Source organism: Citrobacter sp. C13, assembly GCF_014596815.2.
GTDB lineage: Bacteria > Pseudomonadota > Gammaproteobacteria > Enterobacterales > Enterobacteriaceae > Citrobacter > Citrobacter portucalensis.
On sequence record NZ_CP115024.1, the window covers coordinates 833,464 to 860,087 of the forward strand.

23 protein-coding genes and 1 tRNA gene are annotated in these 26,624 nt (G+C 46.9%); 18 read left to right on the plus strand and 6 right to left on the minus strand.

All coding sequences use genetic code 11. The features are described 5' to 3' along the window. The first annotated feature begins 98 nt into the window (after positions 1-98). The 5 genes from xerD (at position 99) to lysS (ending at position 6,188) form a co-directional block, all read left to right on the plus strand. Positions 99-995, plus strand: a complete 897-nt coding sequence (gene xerD, locus IB222_RS04035; protein WP_126317441.1) for a site-specific tyrosine recombinase XerD — start codon at positions 99-101, stop codon at positions 993-995. Positions 996-1,018: 23 nt separating this feature from the next. Then, positions 1,019-1,732 (plus strand): bifunctional protein-disulfide isomerase/oxidoreductase DsbC, encoded by a 714-nt coding sequence (gene dsbC / locus IB222_RS04040; protein WP_003825520.1) that lies wholly within the window; start codon positions 1,019-1,021, stop codon positions 1,730-1,732. Between the two features lie 5 nt (positions 1,733-1,737). Then, positions 1,738-3,471, plus strand: a complete 1,734-nt coding sequence (gene recJ, locus IB222_RS04045) for a single-stranded-DNA-specific exonuclease RecJ (protein ID WP_148361504.1) — start codon at positions 1,738-1,740, stop codon at positions 3,469-3,471. Positions 3,472-3,562: 91 nt separating this feature from the next. After that, a protein-coding gene (gene prfB, locus IB222_RS04050; protein ID WP_100194817.1) for a peptide chain release factor 2 occupies positions 3,563-4,661 on the plus strand; the annotation gives its coding sequence in 2 pieces (ribosomal slippage) (positions 3,563-3,637 and positions 3,639-4,661; 1,098 coding nt in all). A 9-nt stretch (positions 4,662-4,670) separates the two neighbouring features. Next, entirely contained in the window at positions 4,671-6,188 is a 1,518-nt protein-coding gene (lysS, locus tag IB222_RS04055) for a lysine--tRNA ligase (RefSeq protein ID WP_003026911.1), read from the plus strand. Positions 6,189-6,283: 95 nt separating this feature from the next. Here lysS and idi read toward each other — a convergent pair whose 3' ends face one another. Then, positions 6,284-6,832, minus strand: coding sequence for an isopentenyl-diphosphate Delta-isomerase (gene idi / locus IB222_RS04060; protein ID WP_126317444.1), 549 nt, complete (start codon positions 6,830-6,832; stop codon positions 6,284-6,286). A 166-nt stretch (positions 6,833-6,998) separates the two neighbouring features. Here idi and actS point away from each other — a divergent pair, with 166 nt between their 5' ends. From actS to IB222_RS04100, 8 genes are all read left to right on the plus strand, one after another. Then, the gene (gene actS, locus IB222_RS04065) at positions 6,999-7,757 is read left to right on the plus strand and encodes an amidase activator ActS (RefSeq protein ID WP_032945492.1); all 759 of its coding nucleotides are present in this window, start codon (positions 6,999-7,001) and stop codon (positions 7,755-7,757) included. A gap of 79 nt (positions 7,758-7,836) precedes the next feature. Further along, positions 7,837-7,910 (plus strand) — tRNA-Gly (locus IB222_RS04070). A 1,215-nt stretch (positions 7,911-9,125) separates the two neighbouring features. Beyond that, positions 9,126-9,698, plus strand: a complete 573-nt coding sequence (locus IB222_RS04075; RefSeq protein ID WP_016154337.1) for a recombinase family protein — start codon at positions 9,126-9,128, stop codon at positions 9,696-9,698. 269 nt (positions 9,699-9,967) lie between these two features. Then, entirely contained in the window at positions 9,968-10,747 is a 780-nt protein-coding gene (locus IB222_RS04080) for a hypothetical protein (protein WP_016154336.1), read from the plus strand. A gap of 783 nt (positions 10,748-11,530) precedes the next feature. Then, a complete protein-coding gene (locus IB222_RS04085) occupies positions 11,531-12,421 on the plus strand; it encodes a hypothetical protein (RefSeq protein ID WP_149384575.1) in 891 nt (296 codons plus the stop codon). Then, on the plus strand, positions 12,408-12,998 hold the full coding sequence (locus tag IB222_RS04090; RefSeq protein WP_050566847.1) for a hypothetical protein: 591 nt from the start codon (positions 12,408-12,410) through the stop codon (positions 12,996-12,998). Before IB222_RS04085 ends, IB222_RS04090 begins: the two co-directional genes overlap by 14 nt. Before the next feature lie 268 nt (positions 12,999-13,266). Next, positions 13,267-13,719, plus strand: a complete 453-nt coding sequence (locus IB222_RS04095; protein ID WP_016154331.1) for a hypothetical protein — start codon at positions 13,267-13,269, stop codon at positions 13,717-13,719. 404 nt (positions 13,720-14,123) lie between these two features. After that, entirely contained in the window at positions 14,124-14,651 is a 528-nt protein-coding gene (locus tag IB222_RS04100) for an HNH endonuclease (protein WP_016154330.1), read from the plus strand. Between the two features lie 2 nt (positions 14,652-14,653). Here IB222_RS04100 and IB222_RS04105 read toward each other — a convergent pair whose 3' ends face one another. The 3 genes from IB222_RS04105 to IB222_RS04115 form a co-directional block, all read right to left on the minus strand. Next, the gene (locus tag IB222_RS04105) at positions 14,654-15,055 is read right to left on the minus strand and encodes a hypothetical protein (protein ID WP_016154329.1); all 402 of its coding nucleotides are present in this window, start codon (positions 15,053-15,055) and stop codon (positions 14,654-14,656) included. Positions 15,056-15,156: 101 nt separating this feature from the next. Continuing rightward, entirely contained in the window at positions 15,157-15,528 is a 372-nt protein-coding gene (locus tag IB222_RS04110; RefSeq protein ID WP_149384576.1) for a hypothetical protein, read from the minus strand. A 162-nt stretch (positions 15,529-15,690) separates the two neighbouring features. Then, on the minus strand, positions 15,691-16,920 hold the full coding sequence (locus IB222_RS04115; protein WP_149384577.1) for a site-specific integrase: 1,230 nt from the start codon (positions 16,918-16,920) through the stop codon (positions 15,691-15,693). 269 nt (positions 16,921-17,189) lie between these two features. Between IB222_RS04115 and IB222_RS04120 the strand changes: the two genes are divergently transcribed. Further along, the gene (locus IB222_RS04120) at positions 17,190-18,356 is read left to right on the plus strand and encodes an integrase arm-type DNA-binding domain-containing protein (RefSeq protein ID WP_149384578.1); all 1,167 of its coding nucleotides are present in this window, start codon (positions 17,190-17,192) and stop codon (positions 18,354-18,356) included. A 236-nt stretch (positions 18,357-18,592) separates the two neighbouring features. On the opposite strand, the gene IB222_RS04125 is transcribed toward IB222_RS04120, so the two are convergent. Next, positions 18,593-20,683 (minus strand): UvrD-helicase domain-containing protein, encoded by a 2,091-nt coding sequence (locus IB222_RS04125; RefSeq protein WP_149384579.1) that lies wholly within the window; start codon positions 20,681-20,683, stop codon positions 18,593-18,595. Then, a complete protein-coding gene (locus tag IB222_RS04130) occupies positions 20,670-22,592 on the minus strand; it encodes an AAA family ATPase (RefSeq protein ID WP_223145828.1) in 1,923 nt (640 codons plus the stop codon). The genes IB222_RS04125 and IB222_RS04130 overlap by 14 nt, the downstream gene beginning before the upstream one ends. A gap of 533 nt (positions 22,593-23,125) precedes the next feature. On the opposite strand from IB222_RS04130, the gene IB222_RS04135 reads away from it, so the two are divergent. The 4 genes from IB222_RS04135 (at position 23,126) to arsA (ending at position 26,584) form a co-directional block, all read left to right on the plus strand. Beyond that, on the plus strand, positions 23,126-23,851 hold the full coding sequence (locus IB222_RS04135; protein WP_149384580.1) for a hypothetical protein: 726 nt from the start codon (positions 23,126-23,128) through the stop codon (positions 23,849-23,851). 199 nt (positions 23,852-24,050) lie between these two features. Beyond that, positions 24,051-24,404: an As(III)-sensing metalloregulatory transcriptional repressor ArsR gene (gene arsR, locus IB222_RS04140; RefSeq protein WP_320704912.1), complete on the plus strand. Its 354-nt coding sequence runs from the start codon at positions 24,051-24,053 to the stop codon at positions 24,402-24,404. 48 nt (positions 24,405-24,452) lie between these two features. Continuing rightward, positions 24,453-24,815, plus strand: coding sequence for an arsenite efflux transporter metallochaperone ArsD (gene arsD / locus IB222_RS04145; RefSeq protein WP_149384582.1), 363 nt, complete (start codon positions 24,453-24,455; stop codon positions 24,813-24,815). Between the two features lie 17 nt (positions 24,816-24,832). Then, a complete protein-coding gene (gene arsA, locus IB222_RS04150; RefSeq protein WP_149384583.1) occupies positions 24,833-26,584 on the plus strand; it encodes an arsenite efflux transporter ATPase subunit ArsA in 1,752 nt (583 codons plus the stop codon). The last annotated feature ends 40 nt before the right edge of the window (positions 26,585-26,624 follow it).

Below are 26,624 nucleotides of genomic sequence, written 5' to 3' on the forward strand. Positions count from 1 at the left end.
ATTCTGCTGTAGCGTTGCGGGTAGTGTAACAGAATCGCCGCATTCTCGGCACAATGAGGCATAATGCATCAAAAATGAGAGTGGAATAAGGGGCGCGAGTGGAACAGGATCTGGCGCGCATCGAGCAGTTTCTTGATGCCCTGTGGCTGGAACGAAATCTGGCGGAAAATACATTAAGTGCGTATCGTCGCGATCTGACCATGCTTGTGGAATGGTTACATCACCGCGGCGCTTCGCTTGCGACCGCGCAAAGTGATGATCTGCAAGCCTTGCTGGCTGAGCGGATGGATGGAGGGTATAAAGCCACCAGTTCCGCACGTTTGCTCAGTGCGACGCGACGTTTTTTTCAGCATCTGTACCGCGAAAAATATCGTGAAGATGACCCCAGCGCCTCGCTTGCATCACCTAAACTTCCGCAGCGCCTGCCTAAAGATCTCAGCGAAGCACAGGTTGAGCGGCTGCTACAAGCGCCGCTTGTTGAGCAACCGCTGGAGCTACGCGACAAAGCCATGCTGGAAGTGCTGTATGCAACAGGCCTGCGCGTGTCTGAACTGGTAGGACTGACGATGAGTGACGTCAGCCTGCGTCAGGGTGTGGTACGGGTGATCGGTAAAGGTAACAAAGAGCGCCTTGTCCCGTTGGGTGAGGAGGCTGTGTACTGGCTGGAAACATACCTGGAGCATGGGCGTCCATGGTTGCTCAACGGCGTATCGATTGATGTGCTGTTTCCTAGTCAGCGGGCGCAACAGATGACCCGTCAGACCTTCTGGCATCGTATCAAACACTATGCTGTGTTGGCGGGAATCGACAGCGAAAAGCTGTCACCGCACGTCCTGCGGCACGCGTTTGCCACGCATCTGCTTAACCATGGCGCAGACCTGCGCGTGGTGCAGATGCTACTGGGGCATAGCGATCTCTCGACAACGCAAATTTATACTCATGTCGCAACGGAGCGCTTGCGGCAACTACATCAACAGCATCACCCGCGAGCGTGAGTGCTGACAGGATAGGATAGGCTATGAAAAAACGTTTTATGATGTTCACCCTGCTGGCGACGGCATTTTCCGGCATGGTACATGCAGACGACGCGGCAATTCGTCAGTCATTAGCAAAGCTGGGTGTGCAGAGCACCGAGATTCAACCTGCTCCGGTTGCGGGCATGAAAACTGTACTGACCAATAGCGGCGTGCTGTACGTTACCGAAGACGGTAAACATATTATTCAGGGACCGATGTACGACGTGAGCGGCGCAAGTCCGGTGAATGTCACCAACCAACTGCTGATGAAACATCTGAACGCGCTGGAAAAAGAGATGATCATCTACAAAGCGCCGCAGGAAAAACACGTCATTACCGTTTTCACCGACATCACTTGTGGTTACTGCCACAAGCTGCATGAAGAGATGAAAGATTACAATGCGTTGGGGATCACCGTACGTTATCTGGCCTTCCCACGTCAGGGGCTGGACAGTCAGGCTGAGCAGGACATGAAGTCTATCTGGTGTGCTAAGGACAAAAACAAAGCCTTTGACGACGCGATGACTGGCAAGGGCGTGAAAGCGGCGACCTGTGATGTGGATATCGCTAACCACTATGCGCTGGGCGTACAGTTTGGCGTCAGCGGTACACCGGCGATTGTGCTGAGCAATGGCTATGTCGTACCTGGTTATCAGGGCCCGAAAGAGATGAAAGAATTCCTCGACGCACATGCAAAACAGACCAGCGGTAAATAATTCGCGTGAAACAACAGATACAACTTCGTCGGCGTGAGGCCGACGAGACAGCCGAGTTACCTGCCGACTTGCCGCCACTGCTGCGCCGTTTATACGCCAGTCGCGGTGTGCGCAGCGCGCAGGAACTTGAGCGTAGCGTGAAAGGAATGCTGCCGTGGCAGCATTTAAACGGTGTCGAAAAGGCGGTTGAGATCCTCTACAACGCCTTTCGTGCGGGAACTCGCATCATCGTTGTCGGCGATTTCGATGCCGATGGCGCGACCAGCACGGCGCTAAGCATCCTGGCGATGCGCGCGTTGGGCTGCAGTAACGTTGACTACCTGGTGCCAAATCGTTTTGAGGACGGTTATGGTTTAAGCCCGGAAGTCGTTGATCAGGCCCATGCCCGTGGTGCTCAGCTGATTGTTACCGTAGACAACGGCATCTCGTCTCACACGGGTGTCGAACATGCCAGAACGTTGGGGATCCCGGTCGTTGTAACCGATCACCACCTGCCAGGGGATACGCTGCCGGGCGCAGAGGCGATCATCAATCCTAACCTGCACGACTGTGAGTTCCCGTCGAAATCGCTGGCAGGCGTTGGTGTCGCCTTTTATCTGATGCTGGCGCTGCGCACTTTCCTGCGTGATAAAGGCTGGTTTGATGAACGAGGCATTGCACCGCCGAACCTGGCGGATTTGCTCGATCTGGTTGCGCTTGGCACGGTGGCGGACGTAGTCCCGCTGGATGCCAATAACCGCATTCTGACGTGGCAAGGCTTAAGCCGTATCCGCGCCGGAAAGTGTCGCCCTGGTATTAAAGCGCTGCTGGAGATTTCCAATCGCGACCCCCTAAAGCTGGCAGCCAGTGATTTAGGTTTTGCCCTCGGGCCACGGCTGAATGCGGCGGGGCGTCTGGACGATATGTCCGTTGGCGTAGCGCTGTTGTTGTGCGACAACATTGGTGAAGCGCGCGTGCTGGCCAATGAGCTGGACGCACTCAACCAGACGCGCAAAGAAATTGAGCAGGGTATGCAGGCAGAAGCGCTGACCCTGTGTGAAAAGCTGGAACGCAGTAGCGATACGCTACCTGGCGGTCTGGCTATGTATCATCCCGAGTGGCATCAGGGCGTAGTGGGGATTCTGGCATCGCGTATTAAAGAGCGATTCCATCGCCCGGTGATAGCGTTTGCCCCGGCAGGTGACGGTACCCTCAAAGGATCCGGGCGTTCGATTCAGGGGCTGCACATGCGCGATGCGCTGGAGCGCCTGGACACCCTTTATCCGGGCATGATCCTCAAGTTTGGCGGTCACGCCATGGCGGCGGGCTTATCGCTTGAAGAGGCGCAGTTTGAGCGTTTCCAGCAGTGTTTTGGCGAACTGGTAACCGAGTGGTTGGATCCCGCCTTACTGCAAGGTGAAGTGGTGTCGGATGGCCCACTGAACGCGTCGGAGATGACCATGGAGGTCGCACAAATGCTGCGCGATGCCGGACCGTGGGGACAAATGTTCCCGGAACCGCTGTTTGACGGGCATTTCCGTTTGCTCCAGCAGCGTCTGGTCGGTGAGCGTCATCTGAAGGTAATGGTCGAGCCCGTAGGCGGTGGTCCACTTCTGGACGGTATTGCGTTTAATGTCGATACCACCTGCTGGCCGGACAACGGCGTGCGCGAAGTTCAGCTTGCCTACAAACTGGATATTAATGAGTTTCGCGGCAACCGTAGTTTGCAGATTATAATCGACAATATCTGGCCACTTTAGCGTCACTAATCGCTATAAAAAAGGGCGTGGATTAGTTACAATCCCGCTCTTATCACCGCATTTTGACTAGTCCAATAAAAGAAATCAGACAATGTTTGAAATTAATCCGGTAAATAACCGCATTCAGGACCTCACGGAGCGCTCTGACGTTCTTAGGGGGTATCTTTGACTATGATGCCAAGAAAGAGCGTCTGGAAGAAGTAAACGCCGAGCTGGAACAGCCGGACGTATGGAACGAACCCGAACGCGCGCAGGCGCTGGGTAAAGAGCGTTCTTCTCTTGAGGCCATCGTTGATACGCTCGATCAGATGAGCCAGGGCCTGGAAGATGTCTCCGGCCTGTTGGAACTGGCTGTAGAAGCCGACGACGAAGAAACCTTTAACGAAGCCGTAGCAGAACTCGACACGCTGGAAGATAAGCTGGCCCAGCTGGAATTCCGTCGTATGTTCTCCGGTGAATATGACAGCGCAGATTGCTATCTCGATATTCAGGCAGGTTCTGGCGGTACGGAAGCGCAGGACTGGGCAAGCATGCTGATGCGCATGTATCTGCGTTGGGCTGAAGCGCGCGGCTTCAAGACTGAAATTATTGAAGAGTCTGAAGGTGAAGTGGCGGGTATTAAATCCGTGACCATCAGAATTGCTGGCGAATATGCGTACGGTTGGCTGCGTACTGAAACCGGCGTACACCGTCTGGTTCGTAAGAGTCCGTTCGACTCCGGCGGACGTCGCCATACGTCGTTCAGCTCTGCATTTGTTTATCCAGAAGTTGACGATGATATTGATATCGATATCAACCCGGCGGATCTGCGTATTGACGTTTACCGTGCCTCCGGTGCAGGTGGTCAGCACGTTAACCGTACGGAATCTGCGGTGCGTATTACCCACATCCCGACCGGGATTGTGACGCAGTGTCAGAACGACCGTTCACAGCACAAGAACAAAGACCAGGCCATGAAGCAGATGAAAGCGAAGCTTTATGAACTGGAAATGCAGAAGAAGAATGCCGAGAAACAGGCGATGGAAGACAATAAGTCAGATATCGGCTGGGGTAGCCAGATTCGTTCTTATGTCCTTGATGACTCCCGCATCAAAGATCTGCGTACCGGGGTTGAAACCCGTAACACGCAGGCGGTGCTGGATGGCAGCCTGGATCAATTTATCGAAGCAAGTTTGAAAGCAGGGTTATGAGGAACCAACATGTCTGAACAACACGTACAGGGCGCTGACGCGGTAGCCGACCTTAACAATGAACTGAAAACGCGCCGTGAGAAGCTGGCGAGCCTGCGTGAGCAGGGGATCCCGTTCCCGAACGATTTCCGTCGCGATCATACCTCAGACCAACTGCATGCTGACTTCGACGCAAAAGAAAACGAAGAGCTGGAAGCGCTGAACATTGAGGTATCCGTTGCTGGCCGTATGATGACCCGTCGTATTATGGGTAAAGCATCATTCGTTACGCTGCAGGACGTTGGCGGCCGCATTCAGCTGTACGTTGCTCGCGATGACCTGCCGGAAGGCGTCTACAACGAGCAGTTCAAGAAATGGGATCTGGGCGATATCCTCGGCGCGAAAGGTAAGTTGTTCAAGACCAAGACCGGTGAGTTGTCTATTCACTGCACCGAACTGCGTCTGCTGACCAAAGCGCTGCGCCCGCTGCCGGACAAATTCCACGGTCTGCAGGATCAGGAAGCGCGCTATCGTCAACGTTACCTGGATCTCATCTCTAACGATGAATCCCGTAATACCTTTAAAGTGCGTTCACAGATTATGGCTGGCATCCGTCAGTTCATGGTTGCTCGTGGCTTTATGGAAGTAGAAACCCCGATGATGCAGGTGATCCCTGGCGGTGCGGCAGCGCGTCCGTTTATCACCCATCATAACGCGTTGGATCTGGACATGTACCTGCGTATCGCGCCGGAACTGTACCTCAAGCGTCTGGTGGTTGGCGGCTTCGAACGCGTATTCGAAATTAACCGTAACTTCCGTAACGAAGGCATCTCTGTTCGCCATAACCCAGAGTTCACCATGATGGAACTCTACATGGCTTATGCGGATTACAAAGATCTGATCGAACTGACCGAATCGCTGTTCCGTACGCTGGCGCAGAACGTTCTGGGAACGACTGAAGTGCCTTATGGTGAAGAAGTCTTCGACTTCGGTAAGCCGTTCGAAAAACTGACCATGCGCGAAGCGATTCAGAAATACCGTCCGGAAACCAACATGGCCGATCTGGATAACTTCGACTCTGCAAAAGCGATTGCTGAATCTATCGGCATCAAAGTTGAGAAGAGCTGGGGTCTGGGCCGTATCGTGACCGAGATCTTTGAAGAAGTTGCGGAAGCGCACCTGATTCAACCGACCTTCATTACCGAGTACCCGGCAGAAGTTTCTCCGCTGGCGCGTCGTAATGATGAAAACCCGGAAATCACTGACCGCTTCGAATTCTTCATCGGCGGACGTGAAATCGGTAACGGTTTCAGCGAGCTGAACGATGCGGAAGATCAGGCGCAGCGTTTCCAGGATCAGGTTAACGCTAAAGATGCGGGCGATGACGAAGCAATGTTCTATGACGAAGACTACGTTACGGCTCTGGAACACGGTCTGCCGCCGACTGCGGGTCTGGGCATTGGTATCGACCGTATGGTTATGCTGTTCACCAACAGCCATACCATCCGCGACGTGATCCTGTTCCCGGCAATGCGCCCGGTTAAGTAAGATGTGAAATGCCGGATGGTGGCTGATGCCTTATCCGGCCTACGTGGAGACGATTCGTAGGCCGGATAAAACGCGTTTGCGTTGCCATCCGGCAATCAATTACGGTTAGCAAACTCGCGCAATAATTCTCGTGCTTTATCATTCGATGCCTGCATTACCATCCACGGGCTAAAAGCCCACGGCGTCGCGTCAATCCCGCTTAAGACATCCTCAAGACTGCTCCACTGGCAATCCATCACTTCATCTGGGTTTAGCTGTAGCTCACTGACGATATGTGCGGCATAAACCGGGCACACTTCGTTTTCCACAATTCCACTCGGGTCTGTAGCGCGATAACGAAAGTCAGCATATACGGGGCTGAGCGAGTCGATGTCTGCACCCAGTTCGAAGCGAGCCCGGCGGACAATAGCGTTTTCGTGGGTTTCACCCAGCTGCGGGTGACCACAGACAGAGTTGGTCCAGACGCCAGGCCAGGCTTTTTTGTGCAGCGAGCGGCGGGTGACCAGCAGTTGGCCCTGCTCGTTAAATATCCAGCACGAGAAAGCGGAATGCAGGGGAGTTGTGGCGGTATGCGCCGCATATTTTTCCAGCGTTCCGCAGGGTTGGTCCTGCTCATTCAATAAAATGACATGTTCCTGTCGCATAGCGTCCACCATCAATCTTAAGCACCCATATTATATGCTTAATTAAGTCAGATTGATTAACAGAGGGTGTGAAATGCCAGGACCGACGGTTCGTTGCGCGATATGATTTGGCATCCGGTTTCTGGCTGCTATGATAAAGCGTCTGAAAATGTTGCGAGGTATTGTTTTGAGTGCAGGACGCCTGAAGAAAAATGGCCTGGGTATCGTGATGTTGCTGTGTGTCGGTCTGCTGTTAGCAGGGTGTTCCGGGAGCAAATCGTCTGATACAGGAAGTTATTCCGGCTCCGTGTATACCGTGAAGCGGGGGGATACGCTATACCGTATTTCGCGCGCTACCGGGACCAGCGTGAAAGAGATCGCCCGCCTGAATAATATTTCACCGCCCTATACCATTGAAGTAGGGCAAAAACTGAAGGTCAGCGGTGGCGCGAAAACCAGTTCTAACTCTGGCAAAACAACCAAGAAATCCTCAACCAAAACGGCAGCGGTCAGACCGTCTTCGTCCGTACCGCAGTCTTCCTGGCCACCAGTAGGGCAACGTTGCTGGCAGTGGCCTGCCAGCGGTAAGGTGATCCTGCCTTATTCAACCGCGGACGGCGGCAATAAGGGCATTGATATCTCGGCTGCGCGCGGTACACCGATTTATGCCGCCGGCGCCGGGAAGGTGGTTTACGTCGGTAATCAGCTGCGGGGCTATGGTAATCTCATCATGATTAAGCACAGTGAGGACTACATCACTGCGTATGCGCATAATGACACCATGCTGGTGAACAACGGTCAAAACGTGAAGGCCGGGCAGAAAATCGCGACGATGGGCAGCTCGGATGCGACTACGGTGCGGCTGCATTTCCAAATCCGCTATCGGGCGACAGCTATCGATCCACTGCGTTATTTGCCGCCGCAGGGCAGTAAGCCAAAATGCTGACGGTGATTTAATCGCCAGTCAGTCGGTTAGTCCCTTGCCAAGAAGAGCGTAAGGTTTATAATCCCTTACGCACTTCGATGCGGGCGTAGTTCAATGGTAGAACGAGAGCTTCCCAAGCTCTATACGAGGGTTCGATTCCCTTCGCCCGCTCCAGCTATTTCCACTCTAAAATATTCTTTAGAATCAATAAGCTAAAAGCGGATGTAACCAGTGTTACCTTTAAAGGTACCCACGGGGCTACTCATTGCTGCTGCGATCTGGTATGTGGTTAGGGAGCATATCAAATAGCTGGCGGTGGTTCCACGTTCTTACCGCGATAGCCCAACAACGAACAAAAAGCCGAGCGCCCGGCATAACTCCTACAGCTTTCAGTGAAGCGCATTTTTGCCGATGCTCCCACATGCCACACGTCGAGATGACGTTGCAGGGAATAAACAGGTTTTATGGTGGTTACGGTACTTGCAAACCATATGCAAGCTCTGCCAGCGTCTCAGCCACGCTCCCGAAAGGGTACACGGCGATCCTGATAAACTTCACTGTCTGACATAACCCCCGATGAAGTCGCTACGCTCCGCACGTTGTCTTACCACCAACGGGCTTTATGGCTTGTATTGTCTGAAATCTTGTAATGAGTTAATTCTCAAGGCTTCTCGATATTTACTAAAGTACCAAAAGGCCACGACTGAAAAGTACTGTATTCAGGCGAGGGGGTGTCCCCCACCCAAAGGAAGCCTTTCCCCCGTGTGCCTTTCGGATCTGGGTGGCTGTGGAACGCTACTACAAACGCTCTGTGTGTTCTGCTGGGGATTCACCTTGCTGGTCTATCAGAATTCACGTACAGACGCTTGTTCAGCTTCTGAGCGAGGTTGTTCGTGCGTGGGTACAGTGCCGTTTGTTATGTGCGGTGCACCTGAGGGGTTATAGGGTGCAGCGTAGTGTAGGGGGTCTATTGGTGACAGCACAGATATGCGGTGCAGCTTCCTGTATCAACCTGCGGCATTCTTCAATTTGTGAAGAGGTTTGCTTCTCTCTCTCTGTATAGTATGGAACTATTTACTTGTTGATTTTAAAGAAGTTTACTCTCTTTTTATTCCGGTAGTTTATAGCGATTATGTGATTGCACTACACCAGTTGTGTTAATAGTTCTCTTTGCCCTTTTCCTGAAAGGCTTCGCGGTATCAATAGCTAGGATTGTTATGGATTTTTATGCGGCTAATCGTAGGTGCTGGTCTGGTATCGACAATCGTTCGTTAAGTGATACTAGAATTAGGTATCATGATTGGTATCATTAAAATAGCCATTGACATTAAGTGATTCCAATACATATGATGATACCGTTAATTGATACCAGTCAAGGGAGCATACACGATGAGAACATTTGCATATTGTCGAGTTTCAACCACCGAGCAGACAACCGAGAATCAATTGCTTGCTATTCATAATGCGGGCTACGAGATACCTGATGCCCGAGTAGTGCAAGAGCAAGTATCCGGTGGCGTGCCTGCTATGCAGCGTGATGGTTTTAAGTCACTGGTAGAGCATAAGCTAGAGAGCGGGGATGTTCTTGTTGTGTTGAAGTTGGATCGCTTAGGCCGTGACAATATCGATGTGCAGCAGACTATTGAAATGCTCATGCAGAAGGGCGTTAAAGTGGTGTCACTTGATTTGCCTGTGTCAGACCTATCCAGCTCCGAGGGTAAATTAATGTTACGGATGTTTTCTGCCTTTGCTGAGTTCGAGAAAGACCGTATCCGGGAGCGCACTCAGGAAGGGCTAAGGCGTGCGAAAGCTCAGGGCGTTAAGTTGGGCAGGCCCGAGGCTAAGGACACGACTGTGAGTGTACAGCGATGTAGGGAGGGTGGTCTGAGTCAGTCAGCGGCAGCAAAACAACTAGGTATCGGGATTGCAACGGTTAAACGGCACTGGAATAAACACATCTAAATGGTTTATCCAATTCTGCTGCCTTAACTTAAGCTTCTGTAAGTAATTGAATTTACTATGTGGTAATTAGAACCACACTTGTAAGGGGAAGGAAGCGAGTACCGACTAGGGTTGTAGAAATCCTGTCTTACAAACGATGGTAATTAGAATATCACTCTCTAGGGAAGGAGGCGAAGTCCGCACAAAACGCTTTCGCACCCTCCTGTAATTCTCCGTGGCACGTGTGCTCGGATAGCAAGCACCTGTACACACCCCACAAGGAGATAAGAATGATTGATAGCAGTACCCTACCAGAGCAGTTCCCGGACGTGCCAGCAGACCTGAACCGGATGCAGTCTATGCAGTGGTGCATGTGGATGAACGGACATACCCCATCCCTGAATGAACTACAGTCTGTGCAAACTAAAGAGCTGTACGAGCGCTACCGAGCGCAGAACGGGCGAAGTGACCTGAGGGCCGCAGTAGCAGACAAGCTACGTGCAGAGGCCAGTATACGCCGTATCGCTATGCAGAACCCGAACCGTGTGAGCCTGAACCAATCACAGGTAACACAAGCCGTTAAGACCTCCCTGGATGTGTTCAACAACGGGGAGACTAAGCCCGCAGTTAGCATTGTCCGCGACCTGTTACCCGGAAAGGATGTTAAGCCCGTGATGAATCGACCACAGCAGCGTAAACGCATGAAAAAAGCCATGAAAGCCAATGCAGGACACCCTGCGATTGTTACCGCACAGAAGCAGGGGAACCCTATTCGAATGGATGCAGATACCCTGTCGAGTGGGCTAATGAGCCTACAGAATGCCGCTATGGTTGTCCGTAAGCTGGATGAGCATGAGAAGCGCCTGGGTGATATGGAGTCCCGCCTGAAAGAGCTGGAGGCATTCAAGACTAACACCGAGAAGCGCCACGCTATTGAGGACTCAGGGCAGACACCAGAGCAACGAGTACTTGAGCTGCGTAAACAGGGCTTAGGCTACAAAGCTATCAGCACTGCTACTGGTGTCCCTGCCAGCACTGTGCGCGATATGTGCAAGCGCCACTCGGTTTGAGGGTGTGGGAACCCGCACCCCTCCGCACCCCCTAAAACCCCCAAAAGTCTTACTTACTAAAGTAAGTATATAGCTACACCTCTCCCCGATTATATCGCTGTACAACCTGTATCAGTGTTAGTCCCGTCAGGGTTAATTGACACACGGGTAAAGTACAACCCTGTGTTCGGCACTCCAGTTAACCCTGACAGACATGACACCCGTTATCTCTGCTTTATCAAAGGCAAGGGCTATCTCTGCTGGGATGTACGATGGGATGTACGATGGGATGTACGATGGGATGTACGAAACCAACTTATCAACAGAATGCACCAACAAGGAGACACACAGTATGAAATGGAACGATTACTCCAAGCCCGGTAGCAAATTGGGCACAGGCTACCAGAACGTTTTTGACGTTAAGCCGAAGGGGACAAGCCTAAGCCCATCCGAGCGCTCCCGATTACAGACAATCGGAAAGGAACTACGCACAGCACGGGGGCAGCACCGTGCCCGACTGGTACAGGAACTTGAGGACTTATCCGATAACAAGGAATTTACAGCAGCGGATTCACGCATGATTACGGCGTATGCCAAAGCCGGGGCAATGCAAGAGCAGGATGGGTATGCACCGGGGGATGCACAGCGCATGTTGGATATGGTACGCGATGCCACCGATGAGTAGCCCCTGTACTGAACCCCTGTACTGAACCCCTGTACTGAACCCCTGTACTGAACCCCTGTACTGAACCCCTGTACTGAACCCCTGTACTGAACCCCTAAGAACTACCAAATGGAGAATGTATGAACACAAGCACCAACACTGAGACAATCACCCTACCTGTACCCGGTCCCGCACAGGAAGCCTGTGAGGCCAGTCAGAGCACCGTACAGGATACCGACTACCTTTCACTGACAGCCACAGTGGACACACTGCTGGAGGCTGTGCAGGCCGCTACAGATACGTCTGAGTTACCAAGCATCCAGATGTACAAGCCAGACGCGACACAGGCAGGCGCGTACCTACAGGCACACTATGGCAGTATCCTACGTGGTATGGATGAGGCTTTCCGTGATGTGAGAATCAGCAAGCCGGAGGATATCGAGTTACTGGTGCGTGGATTTCTGATTAAGCTGGTGAATCTGAGCATCCGAAGCAAACACAGCGCCCTGAATCAAGCCAGAATCAACAAGGATACTGCACAGGCCGACGCACTGGGGGAGGAGCTAGCTCACTCTGTGCAAGCGTGCATGCTCACTCAGAAGATGCGGGAGAAGTTCAGCCCGGATGAGGTGCAGCTAATCCAAGAGCACGCTCAGGCCGGGCGCATGAACATCGCCAAGAGCATGGCCGGGCAGGATGTACAGTTCCTGATTGCAGATACCGACTGGAAAGACAAGGCCGATGCAATGGCTAAGATTCCCGGTAGCCGTAGCATTACCGCCAGTATCGGGACAAAGAACACGGGTGATTCTGTGTCTGTGCAGTTCCGAGATGGTGGATGGGTGCTGGCGTGGTGGAACTCTGCTGAAACCGGTAATGGTGACAATCCCGGCTGGGTGGTTATCCAGTGCAGTGAGAACCTGCGGGGCACCTTGCAGCGTGAGCGTGCGCAGCAGCGTGAGATTGATACTCTGTTAGGCCGCCGACGCCCGCAGATGCAAAGCAAGGTGTTCACCGATGAGCTGGCGTAAGGGCAGCACACTACCCCTGCAATCCGGTAAGCACCCCACTAACCGGGAGTTACAGCTTATGCGGTTAGGCTATCCCGAGTACCAACAACGGCTCAGCAGCATTCAGCAGCATAACCCCGCTCGATACAACGCCATTATGGATAAGCAGAAACTCTTCACTAGTGGTGACTTCCGGTGTGTGAAATGTGGCGGTGTCGAGCAGTACACCCGGAATCTGGCTTGCCGTGGTTGCTGTATTAAACGTAGCAAGGCGGTGTTTGTTCTTCTCGAATCGCCTTACATCCTGAATCCCGAGTACCGGTATATCCCCGATGAGGTGGCCTCAGAGCGGTATCAGGAGCGCGTGCAGGCGAAGCAGTACCTCGATTGGTTCAGGGGCGAGTTAATGCTGGTGCGTGTCCAGTGCGGTCAGTGGCTGCTAGAGCGTGGCGTGCTGTTTCAGCCGGGCAAGGGTGGACGTTCTCAGGGAGTGCAGTATCTCCAGCCTAACCAGAAACGACACGCTGAGTTTATGAACAATCCCGAGTATCGGGAAATCTTGAATTATATCGAAAACACTATAGGAGAAAGGCCATGAACGGTGATCTTGGTTGTTCATTACAAGAAGCTATTGCCCTTAACCGCATTTTAAAGCTGTGTAGCGATGCACCGTCGGGGCTGGCGTGGCGAGCACGCTCTGGGAAAGGTAAAGCGAATAAGCGGGAAGGCGACCCAGCAGGCGGTTTAAATAGAACGGGTGGGCGGGATTATCGAGTCATGGTGAACGGGAGGCGGTGGACTGCTCCCGCCGCCGTTCGGATTCTGCTGAGTCTGGAATCTGTCCAGCGAATCAAAAAGGAGGTTTGATGCTGTACACAAAACAAAAGGCGCTCCCTACGCAGGTACCAGCGCTTCACGAGTCGCTTTGCTTAGCCAATGATTCTCCATCCGGTATTCGTTATCGCGTGTCCAGTTCGCTTGGTGTTCACGTCCCGACTTGTGTTGCGGGATTACCCACAGTGGTATCGTCATGGCCTCCTGATGTGGCTGAGATGTTCAGAGGCCAGCACTTGCACCCGTTAGATTATGAAGTGTCAGTACAAACAGGTTGGGATATCCAAGAGATAGGCGAGGGCTTGTGGGACGTTAATCCCTTGCTAGAAACATTCCCTGCTGCTGAGGTTCGCGCTGCTTTGAAGCACTTGGAGCTTGAGCGTGAGATTCAGTTGCTAACGCGAATTGTTGAGACTGATAAAGAGCAAGTGCAGAAAAAAGACGTTAAAAAAGTATCTAGGTTCAATGGTCGGAGCGCCGATTAAGGGGCTACATATCGCCGCAACGTATTTTAACTTCAAAAATAATATACTCCATTGATTTAAAATTCAATCAAACTTGTACCGGTATATCGTCTTATACGTTGGTAATAGCAATCGTGCCTCTAACTCAAATCATCAGTTGGTATAATGTGGTACGGTACTGCTGTCACCAATACCCCCCCCCTATACTATTACTGTGCTGTTAAGTCTCAATCAAAAAAATTTAACCTTGCTCTGCTTCTTGTACATGTTAATCGTTCATGAAAGTAATGCTCCATAATATGTGTGTTCAGTGTTTTTAAATTTATGAGCGGTTAACATGGTTTTAGATTGCAGGGTGTTCCTCATAGGTTTACTGATATTGATTTCTATTGTTGGTTTGTTTTTTGTTGCTCAATATAAACTCAATGTGTTTTAAGGAGTGTCTTATTATAAGTAATGATAAGGGGAATGATATTATAGTTAATTGCTTCGCAGTCGATACAGAATCTCCGAGCGGTTTAACTTGGAAGCGTGCCCTATCCCAGAGAGTTAAAATCGGTGCTTGTGCTGGGACTCTCGGTAAAGATGGTTATTGGTCTGTTCAATTAAAAGGAAAGAAGTACGCTGTACATCGTATTATCTGGTCTGTTATCAACGGTACTATTCCTGCTGGGCATTGTATCGACCATATAGACGGGGATAGAGGTAATAACAATATCCTGAATCTGCGATTAGCTACCAGAGCGCAGAACAACCAGAATGCACGTAAATGTATTACAGGTAATAATCTACCCAAGGGAATTAGTGTTAATAAAAAAAATGGGGTTTATTGTGCTCAAGTACAAAGTGACGGGAAGCGGTGGCGTAAGCATGGGAAGAACCTTGAGCAACTCACCCATGAGGTTCAATTAGCCCGTACAATCTCACACGGGCAATTCGCATGTCATGGATAGATTTATTTATTATCTTCTAGGGCGGGGCAGCGGGGCGTTGTTAAGTCACTGCACCGCCCAATATTTCGACCGTAAATAATAAACTCCCTCGGCTTGGTTGGGTAGTATTTATCGAATAAAGTTATCGTTTCATTTAGTAACTGATTGCAAGAGTCAGGGGAGGCGGTGACGAGATGCCCGTTAACTTCTAATAAGCAACCGAGACTATAGTACCAGCCGTTAAAGCGTTTAATATTAACCTCACGTAAAGAAATATTATCAGTGCCGCTTCCAATATAATATGATGCTTCATCATTCATTGGAGCGCGAGAGAATACAAATAGAATGCTTACTACAAAGCCCAGTGCGATAAGTTGGGCTACTATTGAGATAGCCCGCCCTTTAATTATGGATACCTTGAACATACTAGCCCCTTGCTGAATGGGATTGTTATTATACAGGTACAGTTGTGCCGTTATGTTCCGTAATCTAGGCGGCAACCACTGTGCATTAATACTTTGCTCACCTACCAGTTTGAAAATAAACTGGGATCTCTTTCATAAATTTGTATAAGAAGAGCTGCACCAACAACACGAGCAGGTTCAATCATGTAATTATCAAAGTCAACACTACTTAGTAGTTCCAATTCTGGTAGGAGTATTTTATCTATTATATCTTTGGATGTGGTTCTTTTATATTTCATTAGCAGAGGAGCATACAGGGGTAGAGTTGGTTGGAGTTCATTTACAATGGAGAATGATTGTACTAATAAAGAAGTGCCTAGTCGAGATTTCATAAAATCATTGGAGTCATGATAATTTAAAAACCATTGCTGAAATGGTAGTAATGTTTTGTAATCGGATTTTGATGATCCGAATAATTTAAATAGTATACCCATCCTTTACCTTTTTATTTATTTGAGTTGTTGAGTGAATTTCATTGTGGCTTAAACAATCTCGCCTCTATCTTTTAGGTGGCAGCTTGATTTTACTCCATTCTGCCAGCAGTGCTAGGGTATTGGTAATTGGTTTGATAGATCAATACTCGTTAATCGATCGGTTTAATCGATCATCTTTGGGGGGGGGGGGGCTTCCACATGGTAAATCGCTTGTACCAGTGACACATAATCGGCTAATTCTGATAGAAGTGCACCAGAGCTGTAAGTTTTGAATGATTCAGTCTTGCCCCTTTCATGACCAACAATTTGTGCAATCCTATCCTCCGGTACGCCAGCGCGGTCTAAGGCAGTAATGAACATTCCGCGCAGACTATGAAAGCATTGTCTGTCTGTGGCATTGGGTAAAACCTTATCCCGTAGGCGGGTGAATTGCTGGCTGTACCACGGCCCCCTTTTACCATCGAGCCGCTTTATCAAGTTTGACTGCGGTAACAGGTACTCGCCTAGCTCGCCTTGCTGGTTCAATTGTTTGCATCTAGTAACGACGCTTTGTAACGCTGGGTGCATTGGTACAACCCGTACACCTGCTTTTGTTTTAGCTGCTCTCACGCTAAAGCACATGACACCCTCGATTTCTGAGGCGTCAGAGATCCGTAGAGAGGCGATTTCATCTAGCCGCATACCTGAGTAAAGCCCGATTAAAATAACGTCCCGTAGATCGTCTGAGGCGTTATTAAGTAGGACATTTATTTCATCCGGGGCGAATGCTTCATAACTTTTTATTGTTCTCTTGGCCTCTAGTCTATGCCCGGTAAATGGGGAGGCCGCTGGTATATTGTCGTAGCAACGGCGGGCGTACTCGTACACCGTGTTTAATCCTGATAAATAATTCTGGATAGTCTGCGTGGATTTCTTAGGCTTGAGCGCTCGAATAAATCCCGTTACCTCGGTGCGGCTGATGCCTGTTAGTTCAGTATCAGCAACGTTTAGATACTTGAGAAATAAACGAGAGGCTAGGGCATGTTTGCTTATTGTGCTGAGGCTTCGAGATTGTTTGTACTCGGCAAGATACTCATTCGTAACGGCCTGTAGCATAACCCTTTGGCCTGAAAACGCCTGTGATGATTCTCCTAGTTGTTGTATGGCGTGGATAGCGCGATTTAATAATACCGCTCCGGTATCAATTGCGTGCTTTTCCTTTACGTGGTTCCACTCAACAACTAAGCGGTCTCGAATTACTCTCGCTTTCAGAACGTCTCGCTGCCCTGTGCTTTTCTTGAATAGCTTTCGTCCATCGGTTAAGTGGCGCATATGCCTAGGGACTGATATTTGAAACATCCAAAGGCCTGTTTCATGTTTGTACAGATACTGGTTCTTCTTGTTACTACCCATAGCGTTACCCCATGTGGTGATGTATATTCACCGCACCAGCAATGGGCTTAGGCACTTTCGATTACATAAGAAAGCGATTTAGTTCGATTCCCTTCGCCCGCTCCAAACTCAAGTCTCCTGAAGTCTACCCAACTCAATTTTCCCTTGATAAATCAGCAGTTATAGCATTCTATTAGTCTATTGAACTCAATAATACTCCCCCAGGGTCAAGCTCAATGTGGGGGTATGGATGGGGGTATAATTGTACCCCCTGCTGAGAGGTACCCCCAATGAAGCTGACTGCTCGTCAGGTTGAAACTGCGAAACCCAAAGAGAAGCCCTACAAACTGGCCGATGGTGGTGGGCTTTACCTGCTGGTTAATCCCAACGGTAAAAGATACTGGCGTCTCAAATACCGTTCGTTAGGTAAAGAGAAGCTGCTCGCTATTGGCGTTTATCCCGATGTTTCTTTAGCTGAAGCCCGAAGTAAGCGTGAGGATGCTAAAAGAACATTAGCTGCTGGCAATGATCCTTCTCTTGAACGAAAAATTGAGAAACTTAGTCGTCAACAAGACGCAGAAAACTCATTTGAGGCTATCACGAGGGAGTGGTATCAGCGTCGCTATGACCGCTGGTCTGTCTCCTACCGCGAAGAAATGCTGAGAACTTTTGAAAAGGATGTATTTCCTTATATCGGTCACCGGCCAATCAAAGATATCAAGCCGATGGAGTTGCTTGCAGTTCTTTCAAAGATAGAAGCACGAGGGGCAACAGAGAAAGTCCGTAAGGTTCGCCAGCGTTGTGGAGAGGTCTGGAAGTATGCTGTTGTGACTGGTAGGGCCGAGTACAATCCAGCACCTGATCTAGCCAGCGCCGTAACTCCTCATGAGAAAGAGCACTATGCTTTTTTAACCCAAGATGAATTGCCAGAGTTTCTTCGGATTCTGAACACCTATGCCGGTAGTGTGATTGTCAAGATTGCGATGCAATTACTTATTTTGACTGGAGTAAGGCCTGGGGAATTGAGGCAAGCGGAGTGGCAGGAGTTTGATTTTGAGCGGAAGGTTTGGAACGTACCAGCAGAGCGAATGAAAATGCGCCGCCCTCATCTGGTTCCGTTATCAAGCCAGGCAATTGACCTGCTTAATCAGCTTAAACCCATGACGGGAGCAGGAGCGTTGCTGTTCCCAGGACGTAATAATCCTAAGAAACCGATGAGTGATATGGCATTGACTGTATTGGTAAGGCGCATCGGCTATGCAGGACGCGTTACAGGGCATGGATTCCGCCACACGATGAGTACCATTTTGCATGAGCAGGGATTCAACTCGGCCTGGATTGAGTTACAGCTGGCTCATGTCGATAAGAACTCAATTCGTGGGACATATAATCACGCTCAATACTTGGAAGGAAGAAGGGAGATGATGCAGTGGTATGCGGAATTTATAGCAAAATAATTTATAGTGTGCCCCATAACTATTTCTTGTCTAGTACAGCACCATTACAATGGTTAAGGACCATTCATAAAAGGAACTTTTTTAATTGTGAATTATTTTAACAAGCTATCTTTAATTTCAATCTAAGTTTTTAAATAGATTAAGTGGCTTTTACAAGAGCTCAGGGCCGTATTCGGCCCTACTAAGGAGGTGTTTTTTTTGATGAAATAAATGGGGGCAGTATTAAGCTGTAAAGCTCATGCATTAATTACATCCCATAATGTAGTATCTATTCGTAATTGATTGCACCTAGACTCATCTATAGCAAAACATAATAGGTGCTGAGGTCTTGAAAATCCTACATACATCATTTTTGCATAACGTTCAATTAACACTATTTTTGCTTGCAAGGCATTTATTTTTGCTTTTCTTGTTTTTTCTCCATATCCGTTTTTTAATTTTTTGATTTCAATCTCTATTTTATCAATCTCGTCTTTAATGCTGTTGATTATATCAATACAATTCCTGCCTTCAAAAAACTCTTTTAGAACAAAGGATTCATAGTTTTTTTTGAAATAAGTTTCTAAGTATAATGTGGCGGAATGTGTCTGTCCCTTAACAGAGTGAATTGTACCTGTATAGTGTTCTGAATTTCTTTTAGTACGTGTTTCTTTAATGATAGGAGTTGCGGTTATTATTTTTTTTGCATCTTGCAGAAAGAAATTATCGTTGTGAATATCAATTTCAGAAATTTTTTTGAATATCCAGGTGATCGTTTTTTTAGACATTTCAAAATATACTTCATCACCCAGAATGAACTTACTTGCTACTCTGTATAGGATTTTTTTTAAATTCTCATAATGTTTTTCGTCTAATTTTTTAATGTATTCAATTAATGTTTTTTTTGTGTAAAAATAACCATTGGCATCTTTGATGTTATATGATTTCAGCAAGAATAGAGTTGAGTTTATCAATAAATCACATGTGTCGCTTATTGTCACATTATTTTTTCTTAATAATATAAGAAAATAGTCATGCAATGTATTTAAGTCATTTGATTTTAGTTCTGGTAAACTATCTATATTTATAAAGTTCACAAGAGATAGTTTGTCACCTTCCCTTGGTTTTGCAACCCAAGCAATACTTGCTCTTAACGGGTTATCAAGCTTAGGGATTTGGCCTGAGTTTAAATAATAATCATAAAGCTCATTGAATTTTGGTATGACTTTTTTAATATCTTGACTTTGATAACATAGAATAATTGGTTTTATTTTTGATTGATTATTATTTCCTATAACTACGGCATGTGTAAGGGACAATTTACTTACAACATTTGCAATGGGTGAACTAAGTCTATGACTGCCTTGAATATTTAAGGTTGAGGGACGTCCAACCCAGTTTATACTCTCTTCATTATCTGTGTTGTAAATTGCTTGGTTATTATCACCTATGCGTTGATAAACTGTTTTTCCATTATGAAGACATTTCTCCAAAAGAGAATATTGTAATGCGTCCATATCTTGCATTTCATCTACAAATGCATATTGGAATCTATTACCAATGGTATCAATTATTTTTGGATATGTAGTGATAAATTCATTGGCGAAGAGGTAAGCGTATCTGTAAGACAGAATTCCATTTTTGAATGTATCAGTGAATAACATTTCTAATCCATTGAACTTTAAGTTCTTTTCGTCACTTAATAGAACAGTTGATTCACCTGAAACTTGAAATTTTCTCTCTATAAAGTCAAAGTGTAAATTTTTAATGTTTTCTTCAATTAAAAGTTCACATATTTTATTTATACTTTTGCTGTCTTCATTACCAAGGGATTTTCCGAGTCGTTTTGCTTCGTTGATATTTCTACCGTAAAAAAACTTTGCTAACATTCCATAATTGTCATCCCATTTGATTCTCGTGTAATATTTAATTAATGAGTCGGTGAATTGTTGATCATCAACTATTCTTAATTGAGTATTAAATCTAAGTTTCAGGTAATGACCTGCTAGATAAGTATTTGTGAAGCTTTGTATAGTTCCAATAAAATTAGGATAGGTGAAGAGTTTTGGACAATACTTTCCAATTCTACTTTTAAGTTCATCAATTGCAGCGTTTGTATGGGAAATTACCAGAATACCCCGACCATCTGAAAATGGCATATATCTTTCTAGTATAAGAAGTTTTGCTAGTAACGCTGTGGATTTCCCACTCCCCGGTACTGCTTGTAAATCTATCGTTTGCAAATTTTTGATGAAATCTATACGTTCTTGATCAAAACGATCTCCATTTTTTAATAGAATGGATTCAGCATATAAAACATCATTATCACTTATGTTAATTACAGACATATTTTACTCCTTCAATCAGTGAAGAGATATATCTGTCATCTTCTTGTAAGACTATTCTATGATCGTGTTTTTCAGAGGATGGATCAATTATTTGAGCTAGTTTATATGCAAAGTCTGTCTTACATAGGCTTTTATTGAATAATTTTATTGCTAATTCTTTTTCAATATCATCTTTGTTGATATTTTTGTGCATATCGCAAAGGACTTTTTTTGAGTGTTTACCTAAAGTTGGAGATTTTAGAAGGCTGTATTCTAAAGTCCAGTGCTTTGTTACAAATACTCTGACATTTTGACTATTGAACTCATTCTCTTTTTCAATTACTTTCCTTGTTGATTCTTCTTCAATTATTTCCTCATCTATTTTTATATAATCATACTCATTTTTCTTTGCTTTATCTTCTTTATCCTCATTAATTACTTTTCTTTCGAAGGCTCGAACATCAACATCTGTGATTATTGCAACGGGTATTGGAATCAGCGGTTCCTTCTTTCTAAGAAATATCTTACTAAAACGTATGAATTCTGCGCTAGCAACATTGACAACAGCTATGCCCGCATCAGTAAAATCTTTCGTAATTACCCCTTGTTTTTTTAGAAGCTTTGCTATCGCTGGTAAGAGAATTTCTTCAGACCAACCTTCCACCATTAATATTCCTTTGGCAAAGAATAAATTTGATTTTGTGACATCAAGAAAACGCTCTAAATATAGATAATCTCCATTTTCTACATCTAGCTTTGTATACTCTTCCCCTAAAGGGAAAACATTTCCAGAATGGCAAAGAATTAAGTTTTCTAAGTGAACTTTAGATGTGAGATTTGGGCTGTGTGATGTAATTAATATTTGTATGTCATTATGTTTTTGTAATGATTCAATAACTTTCATTTGAGCTTGGGGATGTAAGTGTGCTTCTAGTTCTTCAATTAAACATAGTTTTAATCCAGACCAATCACTCTCCTCTAAATGAAGTAACTCTGCAGCCATAAATAATTTGTTTAATGTGCCAAGGCCAGGGTTAATGCCGTCTTGTATCTTCAGAGCTAACTTTTCTAAAATCGATTTGATGTTAGCTGGGGTTACTTCAAAATTAGTCGATATAGATTCATCAATAAAATCCCTAGCGAACCCCTCAATTTTATCTTTTAATTCCTTACCTTTGCTGTCATCTGGAATGATATTACCTTGAGAATCTTTCCCTTCAAAATAAAGGGATACGTTAGTATTGAACTCTATAAAAAGATCAAGGAGTCTATGGTTTTTGTCCTTATTATTAAAGGCTGCATGAGTTTTAAGTATTTGTGATAGTCTAGAGTTTTGTTTAGGAGTTAAATCAAAGTTAGCATCGCGAAGTGGTTTTAAATATGTTGTTTTTAAATACTCTTTTGCTTCAGCTTTAAGTGCTTTCCCTTGGTTGTAACTTCCCGCATTTATATCTGATTGTATTATCCTTCCATTCTTTTTATATACCTCGTAAGATAACGTCAAAGAAGGATGTATCCTATCGCCGTCACGATGGTATTCTACCCATTCATTAAAATGATGGGCTTCTTTTTCCATGTCGTCAAAAATTAATTCAATTCTAAGTCTATCTGTATTTTTATAAAAGTCATTTTCGTCAACTTTGATCCATTCAAAACTATGTGTTTTTAAAACCAGTTTAATAGCATCTATTATCGCTGTCTTCCCTGAGTCATTTTCACCTATTAAAACATTAAGACCTTTTTTAAGGTGCAAACATAAATTTGGTTTGTTTAGATCAATCTCCTCCGAAGAGCCATACTTTCGGAAATTCCATACTTTCAAAGTTTTCAGGTACATAACACCACCAAGTTTGTTCAATAACCTATTGATAGTAATGGTTTTATGAATTTTTAAAAGCATTTTCAAATCAGAATGAGATAGAGGCGTCAATTTCTCATCATCCAGATGCAACCTTCTGAAGAAAGATTGTTTTTTGCCATATGTGCAATGCCATTACAAATGTTTTTGTGATCGTGCTCAAGGAAAGACCCACACGTAGAGACGGTGCTGCCTCATGAAGGGTTTCCGCACTACCTTCGAAGCTGATGCAACATACCCCGGCAAGTTACCGTAGAATCATACTCAATATATAAAAAGCAGTACTTTATGAACTGTAATGGTATCTTCGTGAACTATAAATGTGTTCTATCTCATTGATTAATATACTATTATTTCTAACCTTTCTTCTAGAAAGATGTTACTTAAAAGACTTTTAGTCTTTTAAGTAACGGTGCATACTTCGAAAAAACGCGATAATATTTCGATGCGAGGTGTGTATATGTCATTGGAAAATATGGTAAAACTACTTGAAAGGTTAGCAGTGATTTCTGACGATCTCACTAAGTTGGCTCTCTCAATAGCCATCCTTCTTTTTGTCTACTCAATAGTTGTAGGTAAGTGATATGAATTTTCTATGGAAACCAATGCCTTACTACATCATGAGAGATTGCGGTCTCTTAAAACAATTAAAAAAAAACCAAGTATCTCAAGGTATATCGGCGTTGAAAATCTTCATGTTGATTTGCTTAAAATCTGAGATTGATGAAAATGGTATTTACAGTGCTAACCTCACCTATGATCAGATTTCGCAACTCTGTTCGTTGAGCAGAAAGTTGGTTAGCGATGGATTGCGTTTCTTGGAACACTCTGAAGCTATTGAAGTTTCTGGTGATCGGAAGAAGAAGTATATTTTGCTGAATTGTGAACGGAAAGATGGGCTCCGAAGGGTTGCCAGGTTCAGCTCTGCCAATGGACACTGGTGTAAGCTACCGTTTAAAGGGATCATTGATGAAAAAAATAGAATCACGGCCTTTGAGTCTATGACTAACCGCAGCCTTCACGAACTTAATGCGCTGAGGTTATTTTTGTACCTACTCATGGTGCGTTCCCGCGGATGCTCGCATTCCTCTGTAACATTAAAAACAATAAAAACAAGACTATCAATAAATTACCAGGAAGTAATGATAGCAATTGGGTATCTTCAGTCTCTTGGTTTGGTGGTTAAGGTTGACGTTGGAACCAACTTAATCGGAAATTATGATGAGCGATTTGCAATTTCCTTTTTAGTTTGTGGCTGGGAAGGTCTGGAATGGAAGCCACGATATCTCTCTGAGGATCAGTGGAAGAACCAGATAACTGATGTTTTCTAACCCTTCATGAAGTTGAATGAAATTGGCGTCTTTGCTTTGGGCGGTAGATATTTCCATACATCAATGATGGTCATATCGCTGTTTGATTAATGAAGTACACAGTATTGATTGTTCCACCGAGAGTACATATTCGTTTTATCGGATGTGTTGTTGATTTTTTTTGGGTGAAGAGTACCCTACGTTTTACAGCAAAGGAGTCATTATGTCGCTCTCATCTTTACAACTCTTCAAAAATCTCTCCGATGAAACCCGTTTGGGTATCGTGTTGCTGCTCAGGGAAATGGGGGAGCTGTGCGTGTGTGATCTCTGCACGGCGCTGGATCAGTCACAGCCCAAGATCTCCCGCCATCTGGCAATGCTCCGGGAAAGTGGACTTTTGCTGGATCGCAAACAGGGCAAGTGGGTTCATTACCGCCTGTCCCCGCATATTCCTTCCTGGGCCGCTCAGGTGATTGAGCAGGCCTGGTTAAGCCAACAGGACGACGTACAGGCCATCGCCCGTAGGCTGGCATCGGCAAACTGTTCTGGTAGCGGTAAGGCTGTTTGTATCTAAAAAAATTTGCCTGAATATATATGGTTTTTCGAATGTGAGGTATTCAGAATGAAAACGTTAAAGGTGTTTGACCCGGCAATGTGCTGCAGTACCGGCGTATGTGGCTCAGATGTCGATCAGGTTCTGGTTGATTTTTCTGCTGATGTGCAGTGGCTGAAAGGACGTGGCGTACAGGTTGAACGTTACAACCTTGCGCAGCAGCCCATGAGCTTTGTTCAGAATGAGAAAGCGAAAGCATTCCTCGAAGCATCTGGAGCAGAAGGGCTTCCGCTACTGCTGTTGGACGGTGAAACGGTGATGGCAGGGCGATACCCAAAACGTGCTGAGCTGGCTCGCTGGTTCGGTATTCCGCTGGAGAAGGTAGGGTTAGCTCCCACCAGCTGCTGTGGTGGTAATACTTCCTGTTGCTGAATATGTCAGGAGGACATATGAAATTCATACAGAATATCCCGCCTTACCTGTTTTTTACTGGCAAGGGAGGTGTAGGAAAAACTTCCATTTCCTGCGCGACGGCTATCCGCCTTGCCGAACAGGGTAAGCGGGTTTTGTTGGTCAGTACCGATCCTGCCTCGAATGTCGGGCAGGTATTCGACCAGGCTATCGGTAACAACATTCGCCCTGTTACAGCAGTTCCTGGACTTTCCGCACTGGAGATTGACCCGCAGGAAGCCGCCCAGCAATACCGCGCCAGAATTGTTGATCCTATCAAAGGCCTTCTGCCAGATGACGTTGTTAACAGTATCAGCGAGCAACTTTCAGGAGCCTGTACCACTGAGATTGCGGCGTTTGACGAGTTCACCGGCTTATTGACAGACGCAACCCTGCTGACCCGCTTCGATCACATCATTTTTGATACAGCGCCAACGGGCCACACGATTCGCCTTCTCCAGCTTCCCGGTGCCTGGAGTAGCTTCATTGAAAGTAATCCAGATGGTGCTTCCTGTCTTGGCCCAATGGCCGGGCTGGAAAAGCAGCGTGGGCAGTATGCTCATGCAGTAGAGGCGTTATCCGATCCTGAACGTACCCGCCTGGTTCTGGTTGCACGACTGCAAAAATCGACGCTGCAGGAAGTCGCCCGCACCCATGAAGAACTGGCTGCAATTGGCCTCAAAAACCAATACCTGGTGATTAATGGTGTGCTGCCTAAAGCCGAAGCTGAACATGACGCCTTGGCCGCTGCGATATGGCAACGTGAGCAGGAGGCACTGGCAAATCTTCCTGCCGGTTTATCTGAGCTACCGACAGATACCCTATTACTACAGCCAGTCAATATGGTTGGTGTGTCCGCATTGAAGGGACTGCTGGATATCCATTCTGAGGCGTTACCGCTCCCGGCAACGAACGTTCTGTACATGCCTGAAAACTTATCGCTCTCTAGCCTGGTCGAGGATATCGCTCGCAGTGAACACGGCCTGATTATGCTGATGGGCAAAGGTGGCGTAGGGAAAACCACGATGGCTGCGGCTATAGCCGTCAGGCTGGCAGACATGGGATTTGACGTGCATCTCACGACCTCTGATCCTGCTGCGCATCTGAGTACAACGCTGAACGGCAGCCTCAAAAACCTGCAGGTCAGCCGCATCAACCCTCACGATGAAACCGAACGCTATCGTCAGCATGTCCTTGAGACGAAGGGAAGAGATCTGGACGAAGCAGGGAAACGGCTACTGGAAGAGGATTTACGCTCTCCCTGTACTGAAGAAATTGCCGTGTTTCAGGCCTTTTCCAGGGTGATTCGTGAAGCGGGTAAACGGTTTGTTGTCATGGATACTGCCCCTACGGGGCACACGCTTTTACTGCTGGATGCGACCGGGGCTTACCACCGAGAGATTGCCAAAAAAATGGGGAGTAAAGGTCATTTTACTACCCCAATGATGCAGCTTCAGGACCCGGAACGCACCAAAGTTCTGCTGGTTACGCTTCCTGAAACCACACCGGTGCTGGAAGCGGCAAACCTGCAGGCTGACCTCGAGAGAGCGGGGATTCATCCGTGGGGCTGGATTATCAATAACAGCCTTTCCATTGCGGATACGCGTTCTCCGTTGCTTTGCCAGCGTGCTCATCAGGAACGGCCTCAGATTGAGGCTGTTAAGAATCAGCACGCTGACCGTATAGCGCTTGTTCCGGTGCTGGCGTCAGAGCCCGCCGGTATTGAAAAGCTCAGAGAGTTGATGAGTTAATTTTTTGGCATATACAGGGCGACAAAGTCGCCCTGTCAGG